Source organism: Luteimonas sp. FCS-9 (genome assembly GCF_001014645.1).
GTDB lineage: Bacteria > Pseudomonadota > Gammaproteobacteria > Xanthomonadales > Xanthomonadaceae > Luteimonas.
On the sequence record NZ_LASZ01000023.1, the window covers coordinates 23,892 to 49,350 of the forward strand.

The 25,459-nt window shown below is 70.5% G+C and carries 23 protein-coding genes; 8 read left to right on the forward strand and 15 right to left on the reverse strand.

Going from position 1 to position 25,459, the window contains the following annotated elements:
- Window positions 1–26: 26 nt before the first annotated feature.
- Window positions 27–1,124, reverse strand: a complete 1,098-nt coding sequence (locus WQ56_RS15390) for a PA0069 family radical SAM protein (protein ID WP_047138023.1) — start codon at window positions 1,122–1,124, stop codon at window positions 27–29.
- Window positions 1,125–1,251: 127 nt separating this feature from the next.
- On the opposite strand from WQ56_RS15390, the gene cls reads away from it, so the two are divergent.
- The 3 genes from cls to WQ56_RS15405 all read left to right on the forward strand — a co-directional run bounded on the left by cls (window position 1,252) and on the right by WQ56_RS15405 (window position 3,825).
- Window positions 1,252–2,682, forward strand: a complete 1,431-nt coding sequence (cls, locus tag WQ56_RS15395) for a cardiolipin synthase (RefSeq protein WP_231583435.1) — start codon at window positions 1,252–1,254, stop codon at window positions 2,680–2,682.
- A 91-nt stretch (window positions 2,683–2,773) separates the two neighbouring features.
- Window positions 2,774–3,043: a hypothetical protein gene (locus WQ56_RS15400; protein WP_047138025.1), complete on the forward strand. Its 270-nt coding sequence runs from the start codon at window positions 2,774–2,776 to the stop codon at window positions 3,041–3,043.
- Window positions 3,040–3,825 carry a pyridoxine 5'-phosphate synthase gene (locus tag WQ56_RS15405; protein WP_047138026.1) on the forward strand — a complete coding sequence of 262 codons (786 nt, stop codon included), beginning with the start codon at window positions 3,040–3,042 and terminating at the stop codon, window positions 3,823–3,825. The genes WQ56_RS15400 and WQ56_RS15405 overlap by 4 nt, the downstream gene beginning before the upstream one ends.
- 394 nt (window positions 3,826–4,219) lie before the next feature.
- On the opposite strand, the gene WQ56_RS15410 is transcribed toward WQ56_RS15405, so the two are convergent.
- From WQ56_RS15410 to dnaA, 10 genes are all read right to left on the reverse strand, one after another.
- The gene (locus WQ56_RS15410; RefSeq protein ID WP_047138027.1) at window positions 4,220–4,630 is read right to left on the reverse strand and encodes a biopolymer transporter ExbD; all 411 of its coding nucleotides are present in this window, start codon (window positions 4,628–4,630) and stop codon (window positions 4,220–4,222) included.
- A gap of 14 nt (window positions 4,631–4,644) precedes the next feature.
- Complete coding sequence (locus WQ56_RS15415; RefSeq protein ID WP_047138028.1) at window positions 4,645–5,070, reverse strand: biopolymer transporter ExbD; 426 nt, start codon at window positions 5,068–5,070, stop codon at window positions 4,645–4,647.
- Between the two features lie 34 nt (window positions 5,071–5,104).
- On the reverse strand, window positions 5,105–5,860 hold the full coding sequence (locus WQ56_RS15420) for a MotA/TolQ/ExbB proton channel family protein (RefSeq protein ID WP_047138029.1): 756 nt from the start codon (window positions 5,858–5,860) through the stop codon (window positions 5,105–5,107).
- Between the two features lie 106 nt (window positions 5,861–5,966).
- Window positions 5,967–6,623 carry an energy transducer TonB gene (locus WQ56_RS15425; RefSeq protein WP_047138030.1) on the reverse strand — a complete coding sequence of 219 codons (657 nt, stop codon included), beginning with the start codon at window positions 6,621–6,623 and terminating at the stop codon, window positions 5,967–5,969.
- 136 nt (window positions 6,624–6,759) lie between these two features.
- Window positions 6,760–7,992: a tetratricopeptide repeat protein gene (locus WQ56_RS15430; RefSeq protein WP_082132458.1), complete on the reverse strand. Its 1,233-nt coding sequence runs from the start codon at window positions 7,990–7,992 to the stop codon at window positions 6,760–6,762.
- Window positions 7,993–8,082: 90 nt separating this feature from the next.
- Window positions 8,083–8,892, reverse strand: a complete 810-nt coding sequence (locus tag WQ56_RS15435; protein ID WP_047138031.1) for a M48 family metallopeptidase — start codon at window positions 8,890–8,892, stop codon at window positions 8,083–8,085.
- A 120-nt stretch (window positions 8,893–9,012) separates the two neighbouring features.
- A complete protein-coding gene (gyrB, locus tag WQ56_RS15440) occupies window positions 9,013–11,448 on the reverse strand; it encodes a DNA topoisomerase (ATP-hydrolyzing) subunit B (protein ID WP_047138032.1) in 2,436 nt (811 codons plus the stop codon).
- A gap of 1,046 nt (window positions 11,449–12,494) precedes the next feature.
- Entirely contained in the window at window positions 12,495–13,595 is a 1,101-nt protein-coding gene (gene recF, locus WQ56_RS15445) for a DNA replication/repair protein RecF (RefSeq protein ID WP_047138033.1), read from the reverse strand.
- Between the two features lie 102 nt (window positions 13,596–13,697).
- Window positions 13,698–14,798 carry a DNA polymerase III subunit beta gene (dnaN, locus tag WQ56_RS15450; protein ID WP_047138034.1) on the reverse strand — a complete coding sequence of 367 codons (1,101 nt, stop codon included), beginning with the start codon at window positions 14,796–14,798 and terminating at the stop codon, window positions 13,698–13,700.
- Window positions 14,799–15,051: 253 nt separating this feature from the next.
- Window positions 15,052–16,401, reverse strand: a complete 1,350-nt coding sequence (gene dnaA / locus WQ56_RS15455; protein WP_047138035.1) for a chromosomal replication initiator protein DnaA — start codon at window positions 16,399–16,401, stop codon at window positions 15,052–15,054.
- A 218-nt stretch (window positions 16,402–16,619) separates the two neighbouring features.
- On the opposite strand from dnaA, the gene rpmH reads away from it, so the two are divergent.
- The 5 genes from rpmH (at window position 16,620) to WQ56_RS15480 (ending at window position 21,577) form a co-directional block, all read left to right on the forward strand.
- The gene (gene rpmH, locus WQ56_RS15460) at window positions 16,620–16,760 is read left to right on the forward strand and encodes a 50S ribosomal protein L34 (RefSeq protein ID WP_047138036.1); all 141 of its coding nucleotides are present in this window, start codon (window positions 16,620–16,622) and stop codon (window positions 16,758–16,760) included.
- Window positions 16,761–16,836: 76 nt separating this feature from the next.
- Window positions 16,837–17,253, forward strand: a complete 417-nt coding sequence (gene rnpA / locus WQ56_RS15465) for a ribonuclease P protein component (protein ID WP_047138037.1) — start codon at window positions 16,837–16,839, stop codon at window positions 17,251–17,253.
- A gap of 13 nt (window positions 17,254–17,266) precedes the next feature.
- Window positions 17,267–18,976, forward strand: a complete 1,710-nt coding sequence (yidC, locus tag WQ56_RS15470; RefSeq protein ID WP_047138038.1) for a membrane protein insertase YidC — start codon at window positions 17,267–17,269, stop codon at window positions 18,974–18,976.
- A gap of 67 nt (window positions 18,977–19,043) precedes the next feature.
- Window positions 19,044–20,375 (forward strand): tRNA uridine-5-carboxymethylaminomethyl(34) synthesis GTPase MnmE, encoded by a 1,332-nt coding sequence (gene mnmE, locus WQ56_RS15475; protein WP_047138039.1) that lies wholly within the window; start codon window positions 19,044–19,046, stop codon window positions 20,373–20,375.
- Between the two features lie 194 nt (window positions 20,376–20,569).
- The gene (locus WQ56_RS15480; protein ID WP_047138040.1) at window positions 20,570–21,577 is read left to right on the forward strand and encodes an energy transducer TonB; all 1,008 of its coding nucleotides are present in this window, start codon (window positions 20,570–20,572) and stop codon (window positions 21,575–21,577) included.
- A 78-nt stretch (window positions 21,578–21,655) separates the two neighbouring features.
- Here WQ56_RS15480 and WQ56_RS15485 read toward each other — a convergent pair whose 3' ends face one another.
- From WQ56_RS15485 to WQ56_RS15500, 4 genes are all read right to left on the reverse strand, one after another.
- The gene (locus WQ56_RS15485; RefSeq protein ID WP_047138041.1) at window positions 21,656–22,840 is read right to left on the reverse strand and encodes an ABC transporter permease; all 1,185 of its coding nucleotides are present in this window, start codon (window positions 22,838–22,840) and stop codon (window positions 21,656–21,658) included.
- Entirely contained in the window at window positions 22,837–23,583 is a 747-nt protein-coding gene (locus tag WQ56_RS15490) for an ATP-binding cassette domain-containing protein (RefSeq protein WP_047138042.1), read from the reverse strand. The genes WQ56_RS15485 and WQ56_RS15490 overlap by 4 nt, the downstream gene beginning before the upstream one ends.
- A gap of 127 nt (window positions 23,584–23,710) precedes the next feature.
- The gene (locus WQ56_RS15495) at window positions 23,711–25,255 is read right to left on the reverse strand and encodes an alpha/beta hydrolase (RefSeq protein WP_231583436.1); all 1,545 of its coding nucleotides are present in this window, start codon (window positions 25,253–25,255) and stop codon (window positions 23,711–23,713) included.
- Window positions 25,252–25,452 carry a helix-turn-helix transcriptional regulator gene (locus WQ56_RS15500; RefSeq protein WP_047138043.1) on the reverse strand — a complete coding sequence of 67 codons (201 nt, stop codon included), beginning with the start codon at window positions 25,450–25,452 and terminating at the stop codon, window positions 25,252–25,254. The genes WQ56_RS15495 and WQ56_RS15500 overlap by 4 nt, the downstream gene beginning before the upstream one ends.
- Window positions 25,453–25,459 lie beyond the last annotated feature (7 nt).

Here is a 25,459-nt window from a genome sequence, read left to right on the forward strand (position 1 = left end):
GCTGTGCAGACGCCGTGAATACGGCCTCAGAAGAGCTGGCCCTGCGGCGAGGGCGCGCGCGGGGCCACGAACAGGTCGGTGCGCAGCGGCGGCAGGCGACCGAAGCCCAGTGCGCGGCGCGCCCGCGCGAAGCGGCTGGCCAGCAGGTCGGCGAACGGGCCCTGCCCACGCATGCGGTGGCCGAAGCGACTGTCGTAGTCGCGCCCGCCGTGCAGCTGCTGCAGCAGGCTCATCACGTGGGCGGCGCGGTCGGGGTAGTGCAGCTCCAGCCATTCGCGCCACAGCGTCTTGAGTTCGTGCGGCAGGCGCAGCAGCACGTAGCCCGCCGGGCCGGCGCCGGCCTCGCGCGCGGCGCCCAGGATCGCCTCAAGCTCGTGGTCGGTGATGGCCGGCACCACCGGCGCGACCATCACCCCGACCGGGATCCCGGCGTCGGCCAGCGTGCGCATCGCGCGCAGGCGCGCGTGCGGCGCGGCCGCGCGCGGCTCCATGCGGGCCGACAGGCGGTTGTCGAGCGTGGTCACCGAGAAATGCACCGTCGCCAGGCCCTGGGCCGCCAGCGGGGCGAGCAGGTCGAGGTCGCGCACGATGCCGGCGTTCTTGGTGATCAGGCTGAACGGATGGCGGGTCTCGGCCAGCAGCTCGATCAGCGCGCGGGTGACCCGGTAGCGGCGTTCGATCGGCTGGTAGGCATCGGTGTTGATGCCCAGCGCCAGCGGGGCGCACGCGTAGCCCGGCTTCGCGAGCTCGGCGCGCAGCCGCTCGGCGGCGTTGGTCTTGGCGAACAGGCGGGTCTCGAAGTCCAGCCCCGGCGACAGGTCGAGGTAGGCGTGGGAAGGCCGGGCGAAGCAGTAGATGCAGCCGTGCTCGCAGCCGCGGTAGGGATTGACCGAGCGGTCGAAACCGACGTCGGGCGAGCGGTTGCGGCTGAGCACGGTGCGCGCGCGCTCCTCGACGACGACGGTGTCGGGCGACGGCGCCTCGTCCTGCAACGCCTGCAACGCATCCCAACCGTCGTCCTCGGCCACCGCGACCCGCTTCTCGTAACGCCCGGCGACCCACGACGCGCTGCCGCGCCCCTTACGGGCGGTCGGCACGGGCGGGCGGATGCGGTCGGCGCTCATCCGGCCACGATGCACCGGTGGTGTCTCAATCCGTGCGACAGTGCGCCGCCACCCCGTCATCGCGGCTTCCCTGCGCGCATTTATGCTGTGCGCGGCGCGACCGGCGCCGCCATGGCTGGAACCGAACGTGCAGCGCGCCTGGGATTCGCTCGTCACCGCACCGCACCTGCTCACGCTGCTGGCCGCCGGCTGGCTGCTCTACCTGGTCCTGCTGGGCGGCTGGATCGTGCTGCAGAAGCGCGAGCCGGTGGCGACGCTCAGCTGGCTGCTCGGCCTGGCGCTGCTGCCCTACCTCGGTTTTCTGATCTACCACGTGTTCGGGCCGCAGAAGATCCGCCGCAACCGGCTGCGCCGCAGCCGCAGCCGCGCCTCGATGCACAGCGCCCAGGTCGACGCCGAGGAAGGCGAGGCGGCCGAACTCGTGCGCCTGGGGCAGAACACCACCGGGCTGCCGGCGACGTCGTCGGCGGAAGTCGACCTGCTGGTCGACGGGGCGGCGAAATACACCGCCCTGCTGGCCGACATCGCGCAGGCGCGCCACCACGTCCACCTGGAGTACTACATCTTCGAGCCCGACACGACCGGCACCGCGTTGCGCGACGCGCTGGTCGAGCGCGCCCGCGCCGGGGTCCGGGTGCGGATCCTGCTCGATTTCGTCGGCACCCGTGCCCGGCGCGGGTTCTTCGCCCCGCTGGTCGAGGCCGGCGGCGAGCTGGCGTGGTTCCACCCGATGCGTCTGGGCCGGATCTGGCAGCGGCCGTGGACCAACCTGCGCACGCACCGCAAGCTCGTCGTGATCGACGGCAGGATCGGCTACACCGGCGGGATGAACGTCACCGACGAGCAGGACGAACGCCTGCGGCCCGACGCCTACCGCGACCTGCACATGCGGTTGATCGGCAAGTCGGTGCGCGTGCTGCAGCTGGTGTTCGCCGAGGACTGGGCCTATGCGACCGGGCGGCGGGACTTCCTCGCCGAGGTCGAGGCGCAGACCCCGTCCGCCGACGCCGGCCCGGTCCGGACCCAGGTGCTGACCTCGGGACCGGACTCGAACTGGGAAGCGATCCATCGGCTCCACGTCGGCGCGATCCACGCCGCCAAGCATCGCGTGTGGCTGACGACGCCGTACTTCGTGCCGGGCGAGGCGGCGATGATGGCGCTGACCTCTGCCGCGCTCGCCGGGCTCGACGTGCGCCTGCTGGTGCCCAGGACCAGCGACTCGCGGCTGGTCACGCTGGCCGCGCGGTCCTATTTCGGCCAGCTGCTGGTCGCCGGGGTGAAGATCTACGAGTACCGCTCGCGGATGCTGCACAGCAAGTCGCTGCTGATCGACGACAGCCTGGCGATCATCGGCAGCGCGAACTTCGACCACCGCAGTTTCCGCCTGAACTTCGAGCTGTCGGTGCTGTTCGACGACCCCGGCGTCGCCGCCGCGCTGGCCCAGCTGATCGAGCGCGAGTTCGCGCACGCCCCGCGGGTGCAGCGCGGCCGCCCGCGCCCGCTGCTGACCGCGCGCCTGCCCGAGGCGCTGGCGCGGCTGTGCTCGCCGCTGCTGTAGGGGTCTCCAGGCGCGATGGGCCCGGTCGGCGGGCATCTGGCGTCGTCCGGCGGAGCGGGTAGACTGGCCCGACGTCAGCGGAGACCCTGCCATGCCCTGGTTGTTGCTGCTGCTCGCCGTCGGCGCGCTCGTCGTCGCGTTCACCACCACGTCCGTGCCGATCGCCGTGGTCGCCCTGCTGCTGTCGCTGGCGCTCGTCGTCGTCGGCGTGCTCGGCCTGCTCGCCCAGCGCGTGGGCGAACGCAGCCGCAGCGAGGCGATGATGGTCGATCCCATGGAACTGCGCCGGCTGCGCGAGCAGGCCGAGGCGCGCCGCGCGGCCGCCGCTGCGGACGTGCCGCCCGCGCCGCCGACCGCATGACGGCATCGGCCCCGCGCGCGGCGCGATGCGATACCCGCCTGAGCGTCAACCTCAACAAGATCGCGGTGCTGCGCAATTCGCGCGGCGGCGGCGATCCCGACGTCCTGCGTGCCGCCCGAACCTGTCTCGATGCCGGCGCCCACGGCCTCACCGTCCATCCCCGTCCCGACGCCCGCCACATCCGCGCCGACGACGTGGTCGCGCTGGGTGCGCTGACCGACGCCCGCGGCGTCGAGTTCAACATCGAAGGCAACCCGTTCGCCCCACCGCGTGGCGACTATCCCGGGCTGCTCGCGCTGTGCGAACGCGTCCGGCCTGCCCAGGTCACGCTGGTGCCCGACGGCGATGCCCAGCTGACCTCCGACCACGGCTTCGACTTCGCCCGCGACGGCGCCACGCTGCGCCCGCTCGTCGCCCGGCTCCGGGCGCTGGACTGCCGCGTCAGCCTGTTCGCCGATGCCGGCGCCGACATCGAGGCCGCCTTCGCCACCGGCGCCGACCGCATCGAGCTCTACACCGGCCCCTGGGCCGAGGCCTTCGCCGCCGGCACGCCCGACACGGCATTGCCCGGACTCGTCGACACCGCCCGTCGCGCCCGCGCCGCCGGCCTGGGCGTCAATGCCGGCCACGACCTGAGCCAGGCCAACCTCGGCGCCCTGCTCGACGCGCTCGGCACCGTGGACGAGGTCTCGATCGGCCACGCCCTGATCGGCGAGGCCCTTTACGAGGGCCTCGACGCCACGGTCCGCCGCTATCTCGCGATCGTCGGCGCGCCAGCCTGACGTCGCGCCGCCTGGACCGGCGCGATGCTGGAACCTGGGTTGGTCGACATCGCAAACCCGAGGCTCGCCCCCACCCGGCGCGCCAGGCGCGCCGACCTCCCCCGCACGCGGAGGAGGTGTGCTCCATGCCCCGCTCGCCGCTCCGCCACGGAACGATGGCCAGTGCCCGCCGGGTGCCGGGCCGACCAAGCGGAGTTCGGGCCGCGACTCGGCACGGTACCCGGCGGGCACACGCGCACGACATCGGCCTGGGCCAACTTCACCGCATGCTTCCAATGCAGAAAGCCCGCCCCACCCGGCCAAAGCCGGCGCAAAAAAACGCCGCCCGAAGGCGGCGTCAAATGAAGCTGGGTAAGCGCCGAGCGTGCTGCAGGCGCGTCGGCGGTATTGCGGATTACTTGCGGACGAATCCGATCTTGAGCATCTGCGCGTTCTTGGCCTCGGCCAGCACCTTCGCCAGCACGCCGTAATCGGCGTCCTCGTTGGTGTCGATCTCCAGCGTCGGCTGGTTGGTCGGATCGCGCTGGACCTCCGATTCCATCATGTTGCGCAGCGCCGAGACCGGCGTCGGGCTGTCGTTCCAGAAGATCTGGCCCGAACCGTCGATGCGCAGCTTGATCGGCTCCGGCGGTTCCACCGGATTGTCAGGCGGCGTCGTGGAACGCTGCGGCAGATCGATGTCGATCGGATAGGACAACTGCGGCGCCGTCACCATGAAGATGATCAGCAGCACCAACATCACGTCGCAGAGCGGAATGATGTTGATGTCGGCCATCGGGCCTTCGCCACCGGATGAAAATGCCATGGATGATGCTCCGGTTAGTTGCTTTCGGTCGTCGCCACGAAGCCGACCTTGCGCATGCCCTGGGCCTGCGCGACGTTGACCACCTGGTTGACCGTCCGGTACTTCGCGGTCGAGTCGGCGCGGATGTTCACCGGCGGCTGCGGCGTCTTCTGCGCCTCGACCGACAGCGTGCTCTCGAGCAGTTCGATCGACACCGGCTCGTCGTTGACGTAGATCTCGCCGCTGTCGGTGATCGCGACCGTGATCGGCGGCGCCGGGGGCGCCGTATCCGGACGCTCGTCCAGATTGGCCTGCGGCAACTCGACCTTGACCTTGTGCGCCATCATCGGTGCCGTGACCATGAAGATGATCAGCAGCACCAGCATGACGTCGACAAGCGGGACGATGTTGATCGTGGCGTTGACCTTGTCGTTACCGCCACCACCTGAGCTGAAAGCCATATCGGGACTCCGTTGTCGCTACTGACGTACGTTCTTAGACCTTGGCCGGCGGGACGGCATCGCCGACGCGCGAACCGGTGGCGAAGAAGTCGTGCAGGTCGTGCGCGAACGTGTCGAGCTTGTTGTTCGTGCCGCGGTTGAGGCGGACGAAGAAGTTGTAGCCCAGCACCGCCGGGATCGCGACGCCCAGACCGATCGCGGTCATGATCAGCGCCTCGCCCACCGGGCCGGCCACCGCACCGATGTCCGCCTGGCCACTGGCGCCGATGCGGATCAGTGCGCGGTAGATGCCCCACACGGTGCCGAGCAGGCCGACGAACGGCGCGGTCGCACCGACGGTCGCGAGCACGGTCAGGCCGTTCTCGAGCTTCAGCGATTCGCGGGTGACGGCCTGGCGCAGCGCGCGGTCGACGAACTCCGAGCGGTTCAGCGACTCGACCAGGCGCGAGCCTTCGTGGCGCTGGTGGTGCGCGGCGGCCTGGGCGGCGTCCAGGGCGACCTTCGAGAAGGGCTCGCTCTTGGGCTGCTCTTCCATGTGGCGGATCGCGTCCTGGGCGTTCGGGGTTTCCCAGAACGTGTTGATCACGCGGTCCGAGCTACCGCGCAGGCGGGCGTTCTTGATCGCGTTGTAGATGATCCAGTAGATCGACATGGCCGACATCGTGACGAGCACGATGAGGACGACCCAGCCGACCGCGTCCATGTGCTGAATCATGTCCGCGAAGCCCATCTGCTGCAGGGCTGCAGCGTTGCCGGCTCCGGTCGGGGCAGTGGTGGTTTCCTGCAGCATAACGCTTACCTTCTAGATGTAGTGGTTTGAAGAAGTGGAACGTGACGCGGGACTAACGGGCGCCCGCGAGGGCGCCTGGATCTGGTGCGGCCGTCGGCCGCCGGTGTCAGCTCAGGCTGAAGTCGACCGGCACGCGGACGCGACCGGCGGCCGGCTGGCCGTTCTGCATCGCCGGCGCGAACGACCACTTGCGGGCCGCCTCGATCGCGGCGCGGTCGAGATCGCGGTTGCGGCTGGACTTCTCGACCGACACGTTGGTGACGTTGCCCTGCGCGTCGACGTCGATGACCAGGATGACCGTGCCCTCGATCTGGGCGCGGGCGGCGGCCGGCGGGTAGCGCGGCGGGTTCATGTTCTTCGACGAGATGTCGACGCTGGCGCCGATGTCGGCGACCTGGGCCGGCGGCGCAGGCGGTGCCGGCGGCGGTGCCGGGGTGTCAACCGGCGACGGGTCGTCGAACACGACCGGCGGCGCTTCCGGCGGCGGTGGCACCGGTGTCGGTCGCGGCGGCGACAGCTCCTTGATGGGCTGCGGCTTCGGCGGTTCCGGCGGCGGCGGCGGCGGGGGCGGCGGCGGCGGCGGTTCGATGATGACCACGCGGGTCGCCATCTCTTCCTCGGGGGCCGCGTTCGGCGGGTTGACCGGCGCCAGCAGCAGCATGACCGCGGCGGCGTGGAAGGCGACCACCATCGTGAAACCGGCGATGCGGGCCCAGTTCAGGCCTTCGTCTTCGTCGTTGGTCGTCGTCGAGCGTTGCGTCATGCGGAGAACTCACGTGGGGCCGGGGCGAAACACCCCGGTGGAAAGGTCGACCCTGCCGCCCTGTCAGGCGGCAGGAACCCTGAAGCTTATACCAATCCGAGTAACGTGCACCATCCGTGACGCGTACAACTTTTCCTTAACGACCGGAGATGATCCGCTCTGCGTCGGCGTTGGACTTCAGGCCCTTGGCGATGGCCTGACGGGCGGCTTCCTTGGCCTCGGCGCTCTTGCCCTCCTGGTGCAGCGCACGCGCCAGGTTGAGGTAGGTCTCGCCGTTCTCGGCCAGCGGCGCGGCCTTGCGCCAGGTCTCGATCGCCGGCTCGATCTGGTCGGAGAAGTAGTAGGCCTGCGCCAGCGCCGACAGCGTACGGTAGTCGGATTGCAGGATGTTTTTCTGCAGCCCCTCGTTGATCACCGCGATCGCCTCGCGCTCCTTGCCGTCGCTGTTGAGGTACAGCGCGTAGAGGTTGCGGTACTCGGTGTCCTCGGTCAGCTGGCCGCTGCTGCGCAGGCGCTCGAAAACCTCGATCGCCTTGTCGTTCTGGTCGGTCTGCAGGTACGACACCGCCAGGTTGATCTGCGAACGCTTGTCGTCCGGGGTGGCCTGCGCGACCTGCTCGGCCAGGCGCGTCGCCTCGGCGTTGTTGCCCGACTCGGCGTAGGCGCCCATCAGCACCTGGGTCCACTGCGGATCGACCTCGCCGCCGCCCTCGACCAGCGGCTTGAGCGTCGCGATCGCCTCGGGATAGCGCTCCAGGCGATAGAACAGGTTGCCCTTGAGGGCCTGGTCCTTGGGATCGGACGAGCCCGACTCGGCGAGGTAGCGCTCCAGCGAGGCCAGCGCCGCGGCGTAGTCCTGCTCCTGCGCCTGCAGCTGGGCGACGATCAGCATCGCCTGGAAGTGGTTGTTGTTGTCCAGGCCGCCGCCGGCGATCGCCTGCTCCAGGTACGTGATCGCGCGCGCGTTGTCGTCGTTGAGCAGCAGCTGGCCGGCGAGCAGCGCCGCCATCGACTTGTCGTACTCGTTCGCGCGCTCGTTGGCGATGATCTGGTCGGCCAGCGGCAGGCCCTTCGCCGCGTCCTGGCCGTTGTAGGCCTCCGACAGCGCGTTGAGATCCTTGACCAGGCGCTGGCTGGCCTGCACGCCCGGCTCCTTGCGCGTGGCGTTGGGGTACAGCGCTTCCTGCTTCTGCTGGGCCTGGCGGCCGCCGCGACGCTCGTTGCGCTCGGCCGAGCGCGAACTGCGGTCGGCGCGGCTGCTGCGCTCGCTGCCGCCCTCGTCCTGCGCCATCGCCGGCGCGCCGAACGCCAGCAGCGCGGTGGTCATCGCGGCGACCAGCGCCTTGTGGGAGAAACGGGACTTGGACATCGGTTCACCTCGATTGGGCAGGTTGCGCCGCGACCGCGGGCGCAGGAGTCAGGGGGCGATTATGGCCGACGGTTCCCCGTCGTGGGGCGCTCAGCCGCAGGCGGGCCGGCGACCGGCCGCGCGCGCCTGCTCGTAGGTCGGCACCAGCGCCGTCGCGCGCGCCTGCAGTTCGGAGATGCGGTTTTGCGGGTTGGGGTGCGTCGACAGCCACTGCGGCGGCTGGTTGCCGCCACTCGCGGCGATCATGTTCTGCCACAGCGCGACCGCGGCGCGCGGGTCGAACCCGGCCTTGGCCATCAGTTCCTGGCCGACCACGTCCGCCTCGGTCTCCTGGGTCCGGGTGCCTGGAAGCAGGAACGTCGCCTGCAGCGCGGCGCCGCCGAGTTGACTGGTGGTCTGCTGCGCCCCTTCGCCGTAGCGCGAGCCGAGCAGCGCGCCGGCGACGCCGAGCGCACCCTGGGCGCCCATCTGCCGGGTGATCCGCTCGTCGTGGTGGTTGGCGTAGACGTGGCCGATCTCGTGCGCGACGACCGCGGCCAACTGGTCCTGGTTCTTGGCCACGGTCAGGATGCCGGTATGCACGCCGACCTTGCCGCCGGGCAGCGCGAACGCATTGGGGTTGTCGTCGACGAACACCACCGATTCCCAGTTGAGCTGCTGCCAGTTGGCGGGCAGCTCGCGCACGATGTCGGTGACGATGCAGCGCACGTAGGCCTGCTGCTTGGCGTCGCTCGACTGGCGGGTCTGGGACTTGGTCTCGGCGAAGGCCTGCTCGCCCATCTGGTTGAGCTGGGCCTGCGAGACGCCGCCGACGTACTGGGTGCGCCCGGTCGGCGAGGTCGTGGTGGCGCAGGCGGTCAGCAGCAGCGCGGCGGCGACGGCTGCGGTGAGCGATTTCATGGTCGGGCTTCCCCTTGCTCGAGACGGATGGTCAGGGCGACCGTTGTAGTGCGGCCCGGATTAACGTCTCGTCAATCCGGGCGGCTCCCGGCGCGCGTGGGCGCCGGCCCGCGACGCGCCTCAGACGTCGAGGTTGGCGACCTTGAGCGCGTTGTCGTCGATGAAGGCGCGGCGGGGCTCGACGACGTCGCCCATCAGCGTGCTGAAGATCTCGTCGGCGGCCACCGCGTCCTCGATCCGCACCTGCAGCAGGCGACGCGTTTCCGGGTTGACCGTGGTGTCCCACAGCTGCTCGGGGTTCATCTCGCCCAGGCCCTTGAAGCGCTGGATCTGGCGGCCCTTCTTGGCCTCCTCGAGCAGCCACGCCTGGGCATCGGCGAAGGTCTTCACCGGCTGGGCGCGATTGCCGCGGACAATCCGGGCGCCCTCGCGGATCAGGCCATGCAGCTGGCGCGCGACCTCGCCGACGGCGCGCAGGTCGCCGCTCTCGAGCGCGGCCAACGGCACGACCTGGATCAGGTCCACGCCCATGTGCTGGCGCTCGATGGTGAGCACCGCGCCGCGCGATTCGCTGGCCGGCTGCACCGAGAAGCGGTAGCGCGGGCGGCCGAGCCCCTTCTGGTTGAGACGGGCCTCGAGCGCGCGCAGCGCATCGTGCGCGGCCTCGGCATCGCCGGACAGCGGCGCGGCGTCGAGCAGCAGCTCGAGCACCGCCGGGTCGTAGCGGTGCGCATTGCGCGCGATCGCCTCCTTGGCGGCCGCGAAGTCGAGCAGCAGCCGCTCCAGGCCCACGCCCTCGATCGCGGGTTCGTCGGTCGCCGGAATCAGCTGCGCCCCCTCGACCGCGTTGCCGGCCAGGTAGGCGTCGAGCGCCGCGTCGTCCTTGAGGTAGAGCTCGTTCTTGCCCTGCTTGATCTTGTACAGCGGCGGCAAGCCGATGTAGACGTGGCCGCGCTCGATCAGCTCGGGCATCTGCCGGTAGAAGAACGTCAGCAGCAGCGTGCGGATGTGCGAGCCGTCGACGTCGGCGTCGGTCATGATGATGATGCGGTGGTAGCGCAGCTTGTCCGGGTTGTACTCGTCCTTGCCGATGCCCGTGCCCAGCGCGGTGATCAGCGTGCCGACCTCGGCCGAGGACAGCATGCGGTCGAAGCGCGCGCGCTCGACGTTGAGGATCTTGCCGCGCAGCGGCAGCACCGCCTGGTTGCGGCGGTTGCGGCCCTGCTTGGCCGAGCCGCCGGCCGAGTCGCCCTCGACGATGAACAGTTCCGACAGCGCCGGGTCCTTCTCCTGGCAGTCGGCGAGCTTGCCGGGCAGGCCGGCGATGTCCAGCGCGCCCTTGCGGCGGGTCAGGTCGCGCGCCTTGCGCGCGGCCTCGCGCGCGCGGGCCGCGTCGACGATCTTGCCGGCGATCGCGCGGGCCTCGTTCGGGTTCTCTTCGAGGAATTCCTGCAGCCGCTGGCCGAACGCGCTTTCGACGACCGGGCGCACCTCGGAGGAGACCAGCTTCTCCTTGGTCTGCGACGAGAAGCTCGGGTCGGGCACCTTCACCGACAGCACCGCGATCATGCCCTCGCGCATGTCGTCGCCCGACAGCGCGACCTTGGCCTGCTTGGCGATGCCGTTGTGCTCGATGTACTGCGTCAGCGTGCGCGTGAGCGCGGCGCGGAAGCCCTGCAGGTGCGTGCCGCCGTCCTTCTGCGGGATGTTGTTGGTGAAGCAGAACATCGTTTCCTGGTACGCGTCGGTCCACTGCAGCGCGACGTCGACGGTGATGCCGTTCTGCTCGCCGGTCACCGAGATCACGTTCGGGTGCAGCGGCGTCTTGAGCTGCGCCAGGTGCTCGACGAACGAGCGGATGCCGCCCTCGTACTGGTAGGTGTCGCGCCGCCCTTCCCCGCGCAGGTCGACCAGGGTGACCTTGACGCCGGAATTGAGGAACGACAGTTCGCGCAGGCGGCGGGCCAGGATGTCGTAGTGGAACGTGACGTCGGTGAACGTCGCCACCGCCGGCCAGAAGCGCAGCGTGGTGCCGCGCTTGTTCGACGCGTCGCGGCGCTCCAGCGGGGCCACCGGCTCGCCGGTCGCGTATTCCTGGTGGTGGTGGTAGCCGTCGCGCCAGATATCGAGCGTGAGCTTCTCGCTCAGCGCGTTGACCACCGACACGCCCACGCCGTGCAGGCCGCCGGAGACCTTGTAGCTGTTGTCGTCGAACTTACCGCCGGCATGGAGCTGGGTCATGATGACCTGCGCCGCGGACACGCCCTCTTCCTTGTGGATGTCGACCGGGATGCCGCGGCCGTTGTCCGACACCGACACCGAGCCGTCCTCGTGGATCGTCACGACGACCTCGTCGGCGTGGCCGGCCAGCGCCTCGTCGATCGCGTTGTCGACGACCTCGAACACCATGTGGTGCAGGCCCGTGCCGTCGTGCACGTCGCCGATGTACATGCCCGGCCGCTTGCGGACGGCCTCAAGGCCGCGCAGCACGGTGATCCGGCTGGAGTCGTAATCGGTGTTGGCGGGCGCACCGCCGGTGATGGTCTCGTCGCTCATTCGATTCGCTGTCAGGGCAGGCGCGCGGTCCGCGACGCGCAGGCGCCGGGAGGCGACATGCGGCAGTTCGAACGGGCCGGCAAGAGGGCCATCATACCACCCCGCCTCCGCGCGCCCGGAGGACAGGTTCCACGTGGAACACGCTGCCCTGGGGCCCCTCTTCAGGCGTCGTGTCGGCTGCCGGGATGCCTTCGCACCGCAGCGAGGCGCGCTGACTCACGGCATGGTGCGGCACGGCACGGCGCGAGCGTTCGGCGTGCGTCGCCCGCACGTTGAGCCGGAATGCGTCGCCCCACGCTCCCATCCATTGATGTCTCGGCTTTCGCTCTCCGGTCCGCCGCGCAACGATGTCCAGTGCCCGCCGATGCCGGGCCGAACAAACGGATATCGGGCCGCGACTCGGCGCGGTGCCCGGTGGACACACGCGCACGGCATCGGACGAGCCGACATCGTTGCCAACTGTGATGCCGACAGCCTGGCCCCACCCGACGCGCCAGGCGCGCCGACCTCCCCTGCACCCGGGGGAGGTGACTCGGCTATCCGGGCGCACACGCGCTCTGCGTCCGAGCTCTCGTGCACGGGGCGGTGCCCCGGCATGGCGCTGTCGACGCGCAAGAGTTCTTGGGATTTCCGCGCAGCGTCGTCGGGGTTATCGGTCATGCTCGCTCGGCGGGCGCTATGCCTGCCGTTCTTGCGGGCGAGCGGTCCGGCGGTCGCATAAGTCGTGGAACGAATGATCTCCCGTCCATCCCGCGGCTTCGCCCTCCGCTCAGCCGCGGAACGACGTCAGTGCCCGCCGGGTGCCGAACCGACCAAGGAGGTATCGGGCCGCGACTCGGCACGGTACCCGGCGGGCGCGCACACAGGCCAGCACCGAGCCATCAGGACCTGATCTCCAAGGGGCCACCCTACCCTGTGCTCCGGAATGGGAGCCTGATTTGGACCAGGTTCCACGTGGAACACCACACTGGCGCGGGTCGATGCCTGAACAAGCTCGTCGAAACGTTCCACGTGAAACGCACACTGGGAGCGCACCAGTAATCGAATCAGTCAGCGGGTAACACGCCACCCTGTTCCACGTGGAACACACGCGCACCCTCGACCAGCGGCATCGGCCAATGGGGAGGCAGTTCCGTCCCGGTCAGCAGCACTTGCGCCTCCACGCCGTGCAGGAATTCGAGCACCTGCCTCTGGTGCTCGCGGTCCAACTCCGATGCCAGGTCATCCAGCGCGACGACCGGCCAATGCCCGCCGCTCATGTCTGCACAATCGGCCGCCTGCGCAAGCAGGCAGCACAGCGCCGCCTGCTTCGCCTGCCCGCGGGACAGCAGGCCCTGCTCGGGTCGCGCGTCGAACCCGATCCGCCAGTCGGCCCGATGCGGGCCCACCGTCGTGTGCCCGAGCGCGCGGTCACGATCGCGCGCGACCAGCAGCGCGTCCGCCAGCGACAGGTCGCTCCGGCGCCATCCGGGCAGGAACGATAGCGTCGCCTCGCCCAACCCCGGGGCCAGCACGGCCGCGATGCGCTGGACGGCCCCTTGCAACCGCTCCAAGTACGCCTCCCGGCGCAGGTCGAGAGGTTGCCCCGCCTCCGCGAGCTCGTGATCCCAGGCATCGAGCTGCGCGCCGCCGGAGCCGGCCTTCAGCAAGGCGTTGCGCTGACGCAGCGCCCGCGCGTAGCGCCGCCACTGCGCCAGAAAGTCCTGTTCCACGTGGAACAGTCCCCAGTCGAGATAGCGGCGTCGGATCTCGCTGCCGCCCGAGATCAGCGCGTGGCTGCCCGGCTCGAACGTCACCACCATCAACGCAGCGCACAGTTCACCGAGTTGCCCGACCGTTTGCCCGTCGAGCCGTCCTGTCCAGGACTGCCCGGCGTGCCGAAGCCCCGCCCGCCGGCGCTGGTCGGGGCGTGATGGATCGGGACGCCATTCCGCATACACCTCCAACGCCTCGGCGCCGCGCTGGATCAGCCCATCCCGCACCCGCCCGCGGAAGCTGCGTCCGTAGGCCAGCAGGTGCAGGCCCTCGAGGACGCTGCTCTTGCCCGCGCCATTGGCGCCGAGCAACAGGTTCAGGCGCGGTCCCGGCGCCAGCGACACGGCATCCAGGTTCCGGACATGGCCAAGATCGAGACGGGTGAGCTGCAACGCCGGGTCCTGAGGTCGAAAACGGAAAACGCCCGGCAATGCCGGGCGCTTGTTCCACGTGAAACGTCGCGGCGGGCGGACCCGCGCATGATAGACCGCGCGTCAGAGACGCAGCGGCATCACCACGTGACGGCTGCGCTCGTCGGCGGCCTCGCGCACCAACGCCGACGAATTGGCGTCGCGCAGCTTGAGGATCACCTGCTCCCCGCGCAAGGCGGTCAACGCATCGAGCAGGTAGTTGACGTTGAAGCCCACGGCCAGTTCGTCGACCTTGGTGTCCGCCTCGACCTCCTCCTGCGCCTCTTCCTGCTCGGGGTTGTGCGCATTGATCCGCAGCATGCCCGGCGACACCTCGACGCGGACGCCGCGGTACTTCTCGTTCGACAGGATCGCCACGCGCTGCAGCGCGGCGCGCAGCAGTTCGCGGTCCACGGCGACCTCGCGGTCGGCGCCGATCGGGATCACCGCCTCGTAGTCCGGGAAGCGACCGTCGATCAGCTTGCTGGTGAACGTGACATCGTCGCGCTTGACCCGCAGGTGGTTGCGGCCCAGTTCCAGCTCCAGCACCTTGTCGCCGCCCTCGAGCAGGCGCTGCAGCTCGGTCACGCCCTTGCGCGGCAGGATGATCTGGCGCTTGGCCTGCACCGGCGTCTCGAGCTCCGTCTCGCACAGCGCCAGGCGATGGCCATCGGTGGCCACGCAGCGCAGCCGCGTCTCGCCCAGGTCGAACAGCAGGCCGTTGAGGTAATAGCGCACGTCCTGCTGGGCCATCGCGAACGCGGTCCGCTCGATCAGCTCCTTGAGTGCGGCCTCGGGCACCGCGATGCGCTCGGTCGCCTCGACCTCGTCCACCGACGGGAAGTCGCCGGCCGGCAGGCTCGCCAGCGTGAAGCGGCTGCGGCCGGCCTGCACCGTGACCTTGTCGCCCGACTGCGAGATCGCGACCTTGCTGCCGTCGGGCAGCGCACGAACGATGTCGAACAGCTTGCGTGCCGGGATCGTGGTCTCGCCGTCCTGCGCGTCGTCGACGGCGCGGCGCGAGACCATCTCGACCTCGAGGTCGGTACCGGTCAACGACAGCTGGCCATCCTGGACCTGGACCAGCAGGTTCGCCAGCACGGGCAGGGTCTGACGCCGCTCGACGACGTTGACGACCTGGGCCAGCGGCTTGAGCAGGGTTTCGCGTTGCAGACTGAAGCGCATGTCGGTGTTATCCCCTTGAGCCGTGCTTTCTTAAGATGGTTATAAATCTAAAAAAGGTGGAGCTGGATGCAGCGAAAACCGGGTGATATCTCATTCAAGCTGCTGATTCTGAGAGAGATTTCGGTACATCAAACCCGGTGGACAGTCCCTGTGGAAAAGTGGATCAAGCTGTGGGCAACTTTGCGGGTCCGAAATTGTCCACATCCTGTCCACTGCGCGTCCCGGTGTTGTGCAGTCCCCGGTTTTGCGCAGCTTACTCGCTGAGCTTGCGGATCAGCTTGTCCCAATCCTCGCGCAGCTTGCCGTCGCTTTCGATCAGGTTGCGGATCTGGCGGCAGGCGTGCAGCACCGTCGTGTGGTCGCGCCCGGCGAAGGCCTCGCCGATCTCCGGCAGGCTGTGCTCGGTCAGCTCCTTGGACAGCGCCATCGCCACCTGCCGGGGCCGCGCCAGCGACCGCGTGCGGCGCTTGGACAGCAGGTCCTTGATCTGCAGGCCGTAGTAGTCGGCGACGACCTTCTGGATGTTGGCGATGCTGATCGCCTGCTGCTGGGCGCGCAGCAGGTCGCGCAGCGTCTCGGTGGCGAACTCGACGGTGATCGCGCGGCCCATGAAGTTCGCGCGCGCAGCCAGCGTGTTCAGCGCACCCTCGAGGTCGCGCACGTTCGAGTGCATCTTCTTGGCCAGCAGGAACGCCACGTCGTCGGGCACCTGGGTGCCGCGCTCGGCGGCCTTGGCGAGCACGATCGCCGCGCGCGTCTCGAAGTCCGGCGGGTCGATCGCCACCGACAGCCCCCACGCCAGCCGCGACTTGAGCCGGGGCTCCAGGCCGTCCACCTCGCGCGGGTAGCGGTCGCAGGTCATGATGATCTGCTGCTTGCTGTCGAACAGCGTGTTGAAGGTGTGGAAGAACTCCTCCTGCGTGCGGTCCTTGCCGGCGAAGAACTGGATGTCGTCGATCAGCAGCGCGTCGATCTGGCGGAACTGGCGCTTGAACTGGTCGGACGTCTTCTCCTGGATCGAACGGAAGAACGCGCTGTAGAACTCTTCCGAACGCAGATACAGCACGCGCGCGCGCGGGTTCTGCCGGCGCATCTCGTTGCCGGCCGCGAACATCAGGTGGGTCTTGCCCAGGCCGGTGCCGCCGTAGAGCAGCAGTGGGTTGTGTGCGCGGTCGCCCGGCTTGAGCGCGGCCTGCCAGGCGGCGGCGCGGCCCATCTGGTTGCTGCGGCCTTCGACGAAGTTGTCGAAGGTGTAGTGGCTGTCCATGTTGCCGGCGAACGCTTCGATCGGCGCGGCCGGGGCGCTGTTGCGGGCATCGCCGCCGAACGGGGCCGGCGCGGCCTGCGGCGGGGGCGGCGCGGCGGCGCGCGGCAGCGAGCCGACCTGCAGGCTCACCTCGTCGTGGCCGGCGAAATGGGCGAGCAGCTCGCGGATCCGCGGCATGTAGCGCGCCTGGACCTCGTCGCGGACGAACGCGTTCGGGGCGTAGAGCACGGTGGCCTGCGCATCGGCCCGGGCCTGCAGCGGCTTGAGCCAGGTGTGGACTTCCTCGGCCGGGTACTCGGCTTCGAGGCGTTGGAGGCAGCGGGGCCAGACATCCATAGTGCGCGCGATTCGACCAAAAGACGGTGCGACCGTCGCGCAGCCGCGCGGCTTCCGGCACCGGGAAAGAGGGCTCGCAGACTACCATGCCGCCGCCCGGCCACCGGCCGCGATGCGGTGCGCTGGCGGGCGCGGTTCCACGGCGACTTGACCGGCCCGGGAGCGCGCCGCTAGAATTTCCGGTTCCTTTTCGTCGCGTTGCCCCAGAAGGCGTCACCATGGCTACCAAGCGCACCTACCAACCCAGCAACCTCAAGCGCAAGCGCGACCACGGCTTCCGTGCCCGCATGGCGACTGCCGACGGCCGCAAGATCCTCGCCCGTCGCCGCGCCAAGGGCCGCAAGGTCCTCTCGGCCTAATCGCCGCCAGGATGCTTCCTGCCGGGACGGTGAGCCGCAACGCGTCGCTCGCCGTCCCGTCCGCCGCGCCGATCCGATGAACGCAGGTGCCCGCTACCCGCGGCACGTGCGCGTTCGCGCGCGTGCAGATTTCGACCGCATCTTCGCCAGTGCGTCGCGGACCGCGTCGCCGTTGCTGGCCGTGCACCTGTTGCCCGAACCGGGCCCGGCCCGCCTCGGGCTGGCGGTCTCGCGCAAGGTCGACAAGCGCGCCGTCGGTCGCAACCGCATCAAGCGCGTACTGCGCGACCAGTTCCGCCTGCTGCAGGGGCAGCTGAAGCCCGGCAGCTACGTGGTCGTCGCCCGGCCGCCGGCCGCCGCCGCCGACAACGCTACTCTGCGCACCGCGTTCGTCGCCGCGCTGCGACGTGCCCGCGCGTTGCCGCTGGCCGCCCCGGTCGGCACAATGCCCGCCTCCCCGATTCCACCCACGCCGGCCCCGCCCGGCGCATGAGCCTGCCCGCCTGATGAACCAGATCCGTACTTTCCTGATCCTCGCCTGGCTGATGGTCGCCGTGCTGCTGTGGATGGAGTGGGGCAAGGAGAAGGCGGCCGCCGCGCAGCCGGCCCAGACGACGGCCGCCAGCGCCGCGTCGCCGACCGTGCCGATGCCCCAGGCGCCGGGCGCCGCGGTGCCCGAGGCGCCGGCCGCCACCGCGACCCCCGCGGTGCCCGGCACGAGCGCGGCACCGGCCGCGACCGCCGCGCAGGCGGCGCGCCGCGTCGTGGTGCAGACCGATGTGCTGCGCGTCGTGCTCGACGGCGGCAACGTCGTCGAGGCCGACCTGCTCGGCTACCCGCAGACCCGCGATGCCGGCAGCCCCCCGGTGCGCATGCTCGACACCGACCCGCTGCACTACTACGCCGCGCAGGCCGGCTGGGTCAGCGGCAGCAACGCCGCGCCCAGCCACGAGGGCGCGTTCGTGCCCGAGGGCGAGGCGTCGAACGTCGCGCTGGCCGACGGCGAGGGCACGCTGGTCGTGCCGTTCGTGTGGACCGGCACCGACGGCGTCACGATCCGCCGCAACTTCGTATTCTCGCGCGCCGACTACGCGATCGAAGTCCGCGACGAGATCGTCAACGCCGGCAGCGCGCCGTGGCAGGGCTTCGCCTACCGCCAGCTGATCCGCACCGCGCCCGCGCTCAAGCGCGGCATGACCAATCCCGAGTCCTACAGCCTGGTCGGTGCGACGTGGTTCGGCGGCGAGATCGGCTATGGCCGACGCCAGCTCGGCGACTTCGAGGACGATGGCCCGCTCAACGCGAAGGACAGCCAGGTCTGGATCGCGATGGCGCAGCACCACTTCTTCAGCGCCTGGATCCCGCGCGCCGACGATGCGAGCACGATCTCGATGCAGGTCGACCGCAGCACCGGTGCGCCGCGCTACCTGATCCGCGAGCTCGGCCCGCCGATCTCGGTCGCGGCCGGCCAGCAGGCGTCCACCAGCGCGCGGCTGTGGGTCGGCCCCAAGCAGGTCGACCTGATCAAGGCCCAGGGCGTGCGCGGCCTCGACCGCGTCGTCGACTACAGCCGCTTCTCGCTGTTCGCGATGCTCGGCGAAGGCCTGTTCTGGGTGCTGGCCAAGCTGCACGGCCTGCTCGGCAACTGGGGCTGGTCGATCATCGGCCTGGTGCTGCTGGTGAAGCTGGCGCTCTATCCGCTGTCGGTCGCGCAGTACAAGTCGATGGCGAAGATGCGCAAGTTCCAGCCGCGCATCGCCCAGCTCAAGGAACGCTACGGCGAGGACCGCCAGAAGTTCCAGATGGCGATGATGGAGCTGTACAAGAAGGAGAAGATCAACCCGATCGGCGGCTGCCTGCCGGTGCTGCTGCAGATGCCGGTGTTCTTCGCGCTGTACTGGGTGCTGCTCGAGTCGGTGGAACTGCGCCACGCGCCGTGGATGCTGTGGATCCAGGACCTGACCGCGCGTGATCCCTACTTCATCCTGCCGGTGCTCAACATCGCGATCATGTGGGCCACGCAGAAGCTCACGCCGATGGTCGGCGTCGACCCGATGCAGCAGAAGATCATGCAGCTGATGCCGCTGGTGTTCGGCGTGATCATGATCTTCTTCCCCTCGGGCCTGGTGCTGTACTGGGTCACCAACGGCGGCCTGGGCCTGCTGCAGCAGTGGTGGATGATCCGCCGCTACAGCGAGGCGCCGGCGAAGGCCTGACGGGCCGCGCCGACGCGATCTCCACGAGCCCGCCGCATGGCGGGCTCGTGCGTTGAGGAGCCACGACATGACCACGCCCACCGACACCATCGCCGCGATCGCCACCGCGCCCGGCGCCGGCGGCGTCGGCATCGTGCGGCTCTCGGGTCCGCGCGCGTCCGAGATCGCGCAGGCGCTGTGCGGCCGTGCGCTGCGCCCGCGCCACGCCCACCATGTGCACTTCGAGGACGAGGACGGCGGGACGCTCGACGACGGCGTCGCGATCGCGTTCGTCGCCCCGGCCAGCTACACCGGCGAGGATGTGGTCGAACTGCAGGGCCACGGCAGCCCGGTCGTGCTGCAGCAGTTGCTCGCGCGGTGCCGGGCGCTCGGCGCGCGGCTCGCGAGGCCTGGGGAGTTCAGCGAACGCGCGTTCCTCAACGGCCGGCTCGATCTGGCGCAGGCCGAAGCCGTCGCCGACCTGATCGCCGCCGGCGACGTGCGTGCCGCACGCGCCGCGCGTCGCGCACTCGACGGCGCGTTCTCGAGCCGTTGCGACGCCCTGGCCGCCGAACTGCTGCACCTGCGCGTACACGTGGAGGCGATGATCGATTTCTCCGACGAGCCGATCGACGCGCTCGGCGGCGACGTCGTCGCCGCGCGGCTCGATGCGCTCGCCGGGTCGCTGGGCACCCTGCTCGCCGAGGCCGAGCAGGGGCGCCGGCTGCGCGATGGCGTGCACGCGGTGATCGTCGGCCCGCCCAACGCCGGCAAGAGCTCGCTGCTCAACGCGCTGGCCGGCAGCGCGCGCGCGATCGTCACCGACATCGCCGGCACCACGCGCGACCTGCTGCACGAGACCGTCCGTGTCGCCGGCGCCGAGCTGACCCTGGTCGACACCGCCGGCCTGCGCGAGGCCGGGGACGCGATCGAGCGCGAGGGCATCCGCCGCGCCCGCGCCGAACTCCGGCGTGCGGACCTCGCGGTGGTCGTACTCGATGCGCGCGACCCGCAGGCCGGGCTGGACGCCGTCGCCGACGACATCGCCGACGTGCCGGCGCACGTCATCGTGCACAACAAGGCCGACCTGCTCGCGGGCGGCGATGCGCCCGGCGACGGACTGTACGTATCGGCGCACACCGGGGCCGGTCTCGACGCGCTGCGCGCCGCGCTCGCGGCGCACGTCGCAGGCCCGGTCGCCGGCGAGGGCGCGTTCACCGCGCGCCAGCGCCACGTCGATGCGCTGCGCGCCGCCGACGATGCGGTGGTAGACGCGCGCGACACGCTGCAGGCGCAGAGCCTGGAGCTGACGGCCGAAGCGCTGAGGATCGCGCACGACGCGCTCGGCGAGATCACCGGGCGCGTGCTGCCCGACGACCTGCTCGGGCATATCTTCTCGAGCTTCTGCATCGGCAAGTAGGCCACGCGCCGAATGCCGGGAATCCCGCAGAAGGCAGCCCATGTTCGGCCAACGCGCTGCGAACGTGCCTACAATCGGGCGCCGATCGGCGGGCCGCGCGGTTGACAAATCCACCGGTCTGCCGCGTGCTACGCACTTTGAAGAACAGGCATCCTTGGGGAACGATGATGGTCTCGAAACGATCGACGTCCGCGATGTCGTCGCGGGCAGGGTTGGCCGCGGCGCTGTGCGTGGCGCTCGGGCTGGCCGGCTGCGGCCGCCAGGACCAGACTCCGGCGATCGAGGACACGCCCGTCGAGACCCCGGCGGTGAGCCGGGAGGCCGCCGACCAGGCCGCACGCCAGCAGCAGGCAGCCGACGACGCGATCGCCGCGCTCTCGGTCGAGGATCTGCGCAAGGCGGCAGGCCAGGCCTACCAGGACAGCCGGCTGTACTTCCCGCCGGGCGAGAACGCGATGGAGTACTACCTCGCGCTGCGCGAGAAGTCCGCGGGCGACGCCGCGGCCTCCAGCGCGTTGATCGATCTGCTGCCGATGTCCGTGATCGCGACCGAACAGAACCGCGACCGGGGCGATTTCGCCGAGGCGCGCCGGTTGCTCGGGTTGATCGAGCGCGCGGATGCCGAACATCCGGCACTCGGCCGTCTGCGCACCAGCATCGCGGCCGCCGAGACCGACGCCGCGCAGCGACAGCTCGGTGCCGAACAGGAGGCGCAGCGCCAGCAGCAGATCGAGCGCGAACGCGCGCAACAGCAACGCGAGCAGCAGGCCTCGGCGGCGCAGCAGTTGCCGGGTCCGCCGCCGGCCGAATCCACGGCCGAGCGCGACGCCCCCGCCCCGGCCGACGGCGCGCCGCCGCCGCCGCGTCCCGAGCCTGCGCGGCAGGCGCCCGCCAGCCCCGCGCCAGCCCCGCCCCCCGTCGCGGTCGCGCCGACCCCGGCGCCCGTCCAGCTGCGCCCGCTCAGCACACCGGCGCCGCGCTATCCCACCGATGCGCTGCGTGCGGGCATCAGCGGCGAGGTGCAGGTCGAGTTCACCGTCGGCGTCGACGGCGCGGTCAGCAGCGCGCGCATCGTGCGTGCCGACCCGCCGCGCACCTTCGACCGCGAGGCGCTCTCGGCGGTGCGGCGCTGGCGCTTCGAGCCGGTGCCCGCGCCGGTCACTACGCGCCGCACGATCGGGTTCTCGCCGACCGCGAACTGACGACGGCCGGTCCACCGGCCCCTGGCCGGCGGACCGCCTTCGGCCTGCATCGTGTCGCGCGGCTGCGGGCCTGCGCGCTCAGCCCGAGATCGCGAGCCGCTCCTGCCGGTAGCGCCACACCGCCAGGCCCCAGAACACCGCGACCAGCGCCAGGCTGGCGAGCAGGTACACCGCCCAGACCTGCGGCGCGATCGGCTCGGCGCGGATGATCTTGAGCAGCAGCTGATTCTGCGCGAGGAACGGCACCGCGAACTGCCACAGCTCGGTCTTGATCGGGTTCACGATCAGCACGAACGTCGGGATCATCGGCAGCAGCATCAGCCAGACGATGTGGCTCTGCGCTTCCTTCATGCTCTTGGCCGCGGCGGCGAGGAAGGTCAGCAGCGACGTGCCGATGAACAGCATCGGCAGCAGCACCAGCAGCATCTTGCCGATCGCCGCCAGGCGCACGTCGAGCATGCGCGTCATCCCGGTGCCGACCTGGGCGCTGAGCTTGAACGCCAGCAGCGTGAGCAGCAGCGACAGCAGGCCGATCGTGCAGGCGGCGAGCATCTTGCCGCTGACGATCGCGCCGCGCGCGGCCGGCGTGGCCAGCAGCGGTTCGAGCGACTGGCGCTCGCGCTCGCCCGCAGTCGCGTCGATGATCAGGTAGGAGCCGCCGATGAAGCTCGACAGGATCAGCAGGTACGGCAGCAGCGCGGCGAGCAGGATGCCGCGCTTGGCTTCCTCGCTGGCCATGTCGCGCGTGCCCACCGCGACCGGCTGCACCAGCGCCGGGTCGATGCCGCGCGCGAGCAGGCGCAACGCGCCGACCTGCTGCCCGTAGCCCAGGATCGCCGTACGCACGCGCATCGCCGGCGTCTGCGCATTGCGCTGGGTACTGTCGCTGATCACCTCCACGGTGGCCGGACGACCGGCCCGCCAGTCGTCGGCGAACGAGGACGGGATCTCGATCGCGACGTCCACGTCCTGCCGCGCGATGGCCGCATCGAGGTCGTCGGGAGCGTCGACCGCGACGATGCCCTGCGTCGCCAGGTGCGCGACCAGGTTCGGCGCATGCGCCGCGCCGATCACCGGCACCTCGAGAACGCGGTCCTGCTCGGTCTTGGCGCGCTTCTCCATCATCGTGTTCATGCCGACCATCAGCACCGGATACATCAGCGGGCCGAGCAGCAGCGCCATGAACAGCGTGCGCCGGTCGCGCCCGATGTCGAGCAGCTCCTTGCGCATCACGCTCCACACCCATTGCAGCGACGCGGTCATGCCAGCAGCCCCTCTTCCGAACCGATCGCGCGCACGAAGGCGTCCTCGAGGTTCTGCGTACCGTAGCGTTCTCGCAGTTCGTCGGCGGTGCCGGCCGCGACCACGCGGCCCTTGGCGACGATGACGATGCGGTCGCACAGCGCGGCGACCTCCTGCATGATGTGGCTGGAGAAGATCACGCAGCGGCCCTCGTCGCGCAGCTTGAACAGGAACTCGCGCATCGCGCGTGTGGTCATCACGTCCAGACCGTTGGTCGGCTCGTCGAGGATGACATTCCGCGGGTCGTGCACCAGCGCGCGCGCGATCGCGGTCTTGGTGCGCTGGCCCTGGCTGAAGCCGTCGGTCTGGCGGTCGAGGATCTCGCCCATGCCCAGCTGGTCGCTCAGCGCCTGCGTGCGCTCGTCGATCCGCGCCCGGGTGAGGCCATGGAGCTCGCCGAAGTAGCGGATGTTCTCGCGGGCGGTCAGGCGCTTGTACACGCCCCGCGCGTCGGGCAGCACGCCCAGTACGCGGCGGACCGCGGCCGGGTCGCGGCTGGCGTCGATGCCGTCGACCAGCACCTGCCCGCGGTCGGGCTTCATCAGCGTGTAGAGCATGCGCAGCGTCGTGGTCTTGCCCGCGCCGTTGGGACCGAGCAGGCCGGTGATGCGACCGTCCTCGGCGACGAAGTCCACGCCGTCGACCGCCTGGACCGTGCCGGTCTTCGTCTTGAACGCCTTGTGCAGTTGCTGGGCTGTGATCATGGAAGCGATCCGGGTTTGGGGAGTCGGGAATCGAGGCTCGGAACGGCGGGGTGTCGTCGGGTCGGATCGGGACGCGTGGGGCTTGGCCGGTTGCGATTCCCCATTCCCGAGTCCCGATGCCCGGCCGTCACGGCGCCCATCCGTTGAAGCTCGTGAACGGCGGGACCGGCCGCATCGCGTCCAGGCACGCGGCGTCGAGTGCCTTGGCGTCGGTCGATTCGATGAACTGCGCGACCAGCTTGGGCGTGCAGCCCAGCGCCAGCGTGCCGTGGCCCTGGCCGTCGAGCACCAGGTGGCGCGCGTTGGGCAGGCCGGCGAGCACGCGCTCGGCGTAGGCCGGCGGGGTCACCGGGTCGAGTTCGCCCGACAGCAGCAGTGCCGGAACGTCGGACCGCAGCGGCGCTGTGTGGTCGGCCGGCGGCGCGCCGGCGGGCCACGTGCGGCAGGCGCCGAAGAACATCCGCGCGACCTCGGGGCCGAGGATCGTGTCGCGCGCGCCGGCGTCCTCGCGGTAGCGGCCGGCATCCTCGGCGCACAGCACCGACCACTGCATGCCGCGCGTCATCTGCCCGCCGACGTTCGCGTTCATCAGCTGCGACAGCGACAGCAGCGGGCCGTAGCGGCCGTGCGCGGCCTCGTCGAGCATCAACGGCAGCAAGGACGCGGTCTGCGGCGCGTAGGAGAACAGGAACGCCAGGCCCGACACCGTGTCGGGCGAGACCGTGCCCGCTTGCTCCGTGCCCGTGGTCGGGTCGCGGTAGTTCACCGCGACCGGTGCGGCGCGCAGCGTCGACAGCACGCCGCGCAACTGCGCCTGCAGGTCGGTCGGGAACCGCTCGCGGCAGGCCGCGTCCTGCGCGCACTGGCGCGCCTGCAGCGCGAGCGCGTCCTCGAAGGTGTGTGCGAACTCGCCGCCGACGACCAGGTCGTTCGGCGCCACGCCGTCGAGCACCAGGCTGCGCACGTGCTGCGGATACGCCATCGCGTACTGCTGCGCCACGCGCGTGCCGTACGAGCCGCCGACCAGGTTGAGCCGCTCGGTGCCGAGCGCGATGCGGACCGCGTCGAGGTCGGCGATCGCGTTGGCGGTCGTGTAGAACCGCGGATCGGCACGGTCGGACAGGCCGGCCAGGCAGCGGCCGACGTAGGCATCGAGGTCGGCGTCCGTCGGTGCGGTCAGCGCGTCGAGTTCCAGCGGTGCGCCGTCGGCGTCCACGCAGTCGAGCGGGTTGGACCCGCCGGTGCCGCGCTGGTCGACCAGCACGATGTCGCGCTGCTTGCGTACCTCGCGCAGCGCGAGATTGACGTGCGCGGCCAGCTCGGTCGCCGCCTGGCCGGGCCCGCCGGCGAGGAAGAACACCGGGTCGCCGGTGCCGCCGTCGCTGTTGCCGGCCGGCAGCCACGCGATCTTCAGCGCGATGCGGCGGCCGTCCGGCGCGTCGGGGTCCTCGGGCACCTCGTAGGTCGCGCACTGCGCCTCGACGCGGGTCGCGGCGTTGCCGCCGTCCAGCGTGCAGGCCTGGAACGGGATCTGGCCGAACATCCGGGCCGGGCGCGCCGCGTCTTCGCCGTCGCCGCCCCGCGACGCGCCGCAACCGGCGAGCGCCAGTCCCGTGGCCAGCGCCAGCATCGGGAAGCGCAGCGCCAGCAGGGGAAGCCTGTTTGTCCTCATGACACGTCCTCGAACAGGAAAATGGATTCGATCGGCTCGCCGAACTCGCGTGCGATCCGGAACGCCAGCGGCAGGCTCGGATCGTACTTGCCGGTCTCCACCGCGTTGATCGTCTGTCGCGATACCTCCAGACGTTCGCCGAGCTGCGCCTGTGACCAGCCGCGCGCCTCGCGCAGTTCCCGCACCCGGCTCTTCATCCGCGCG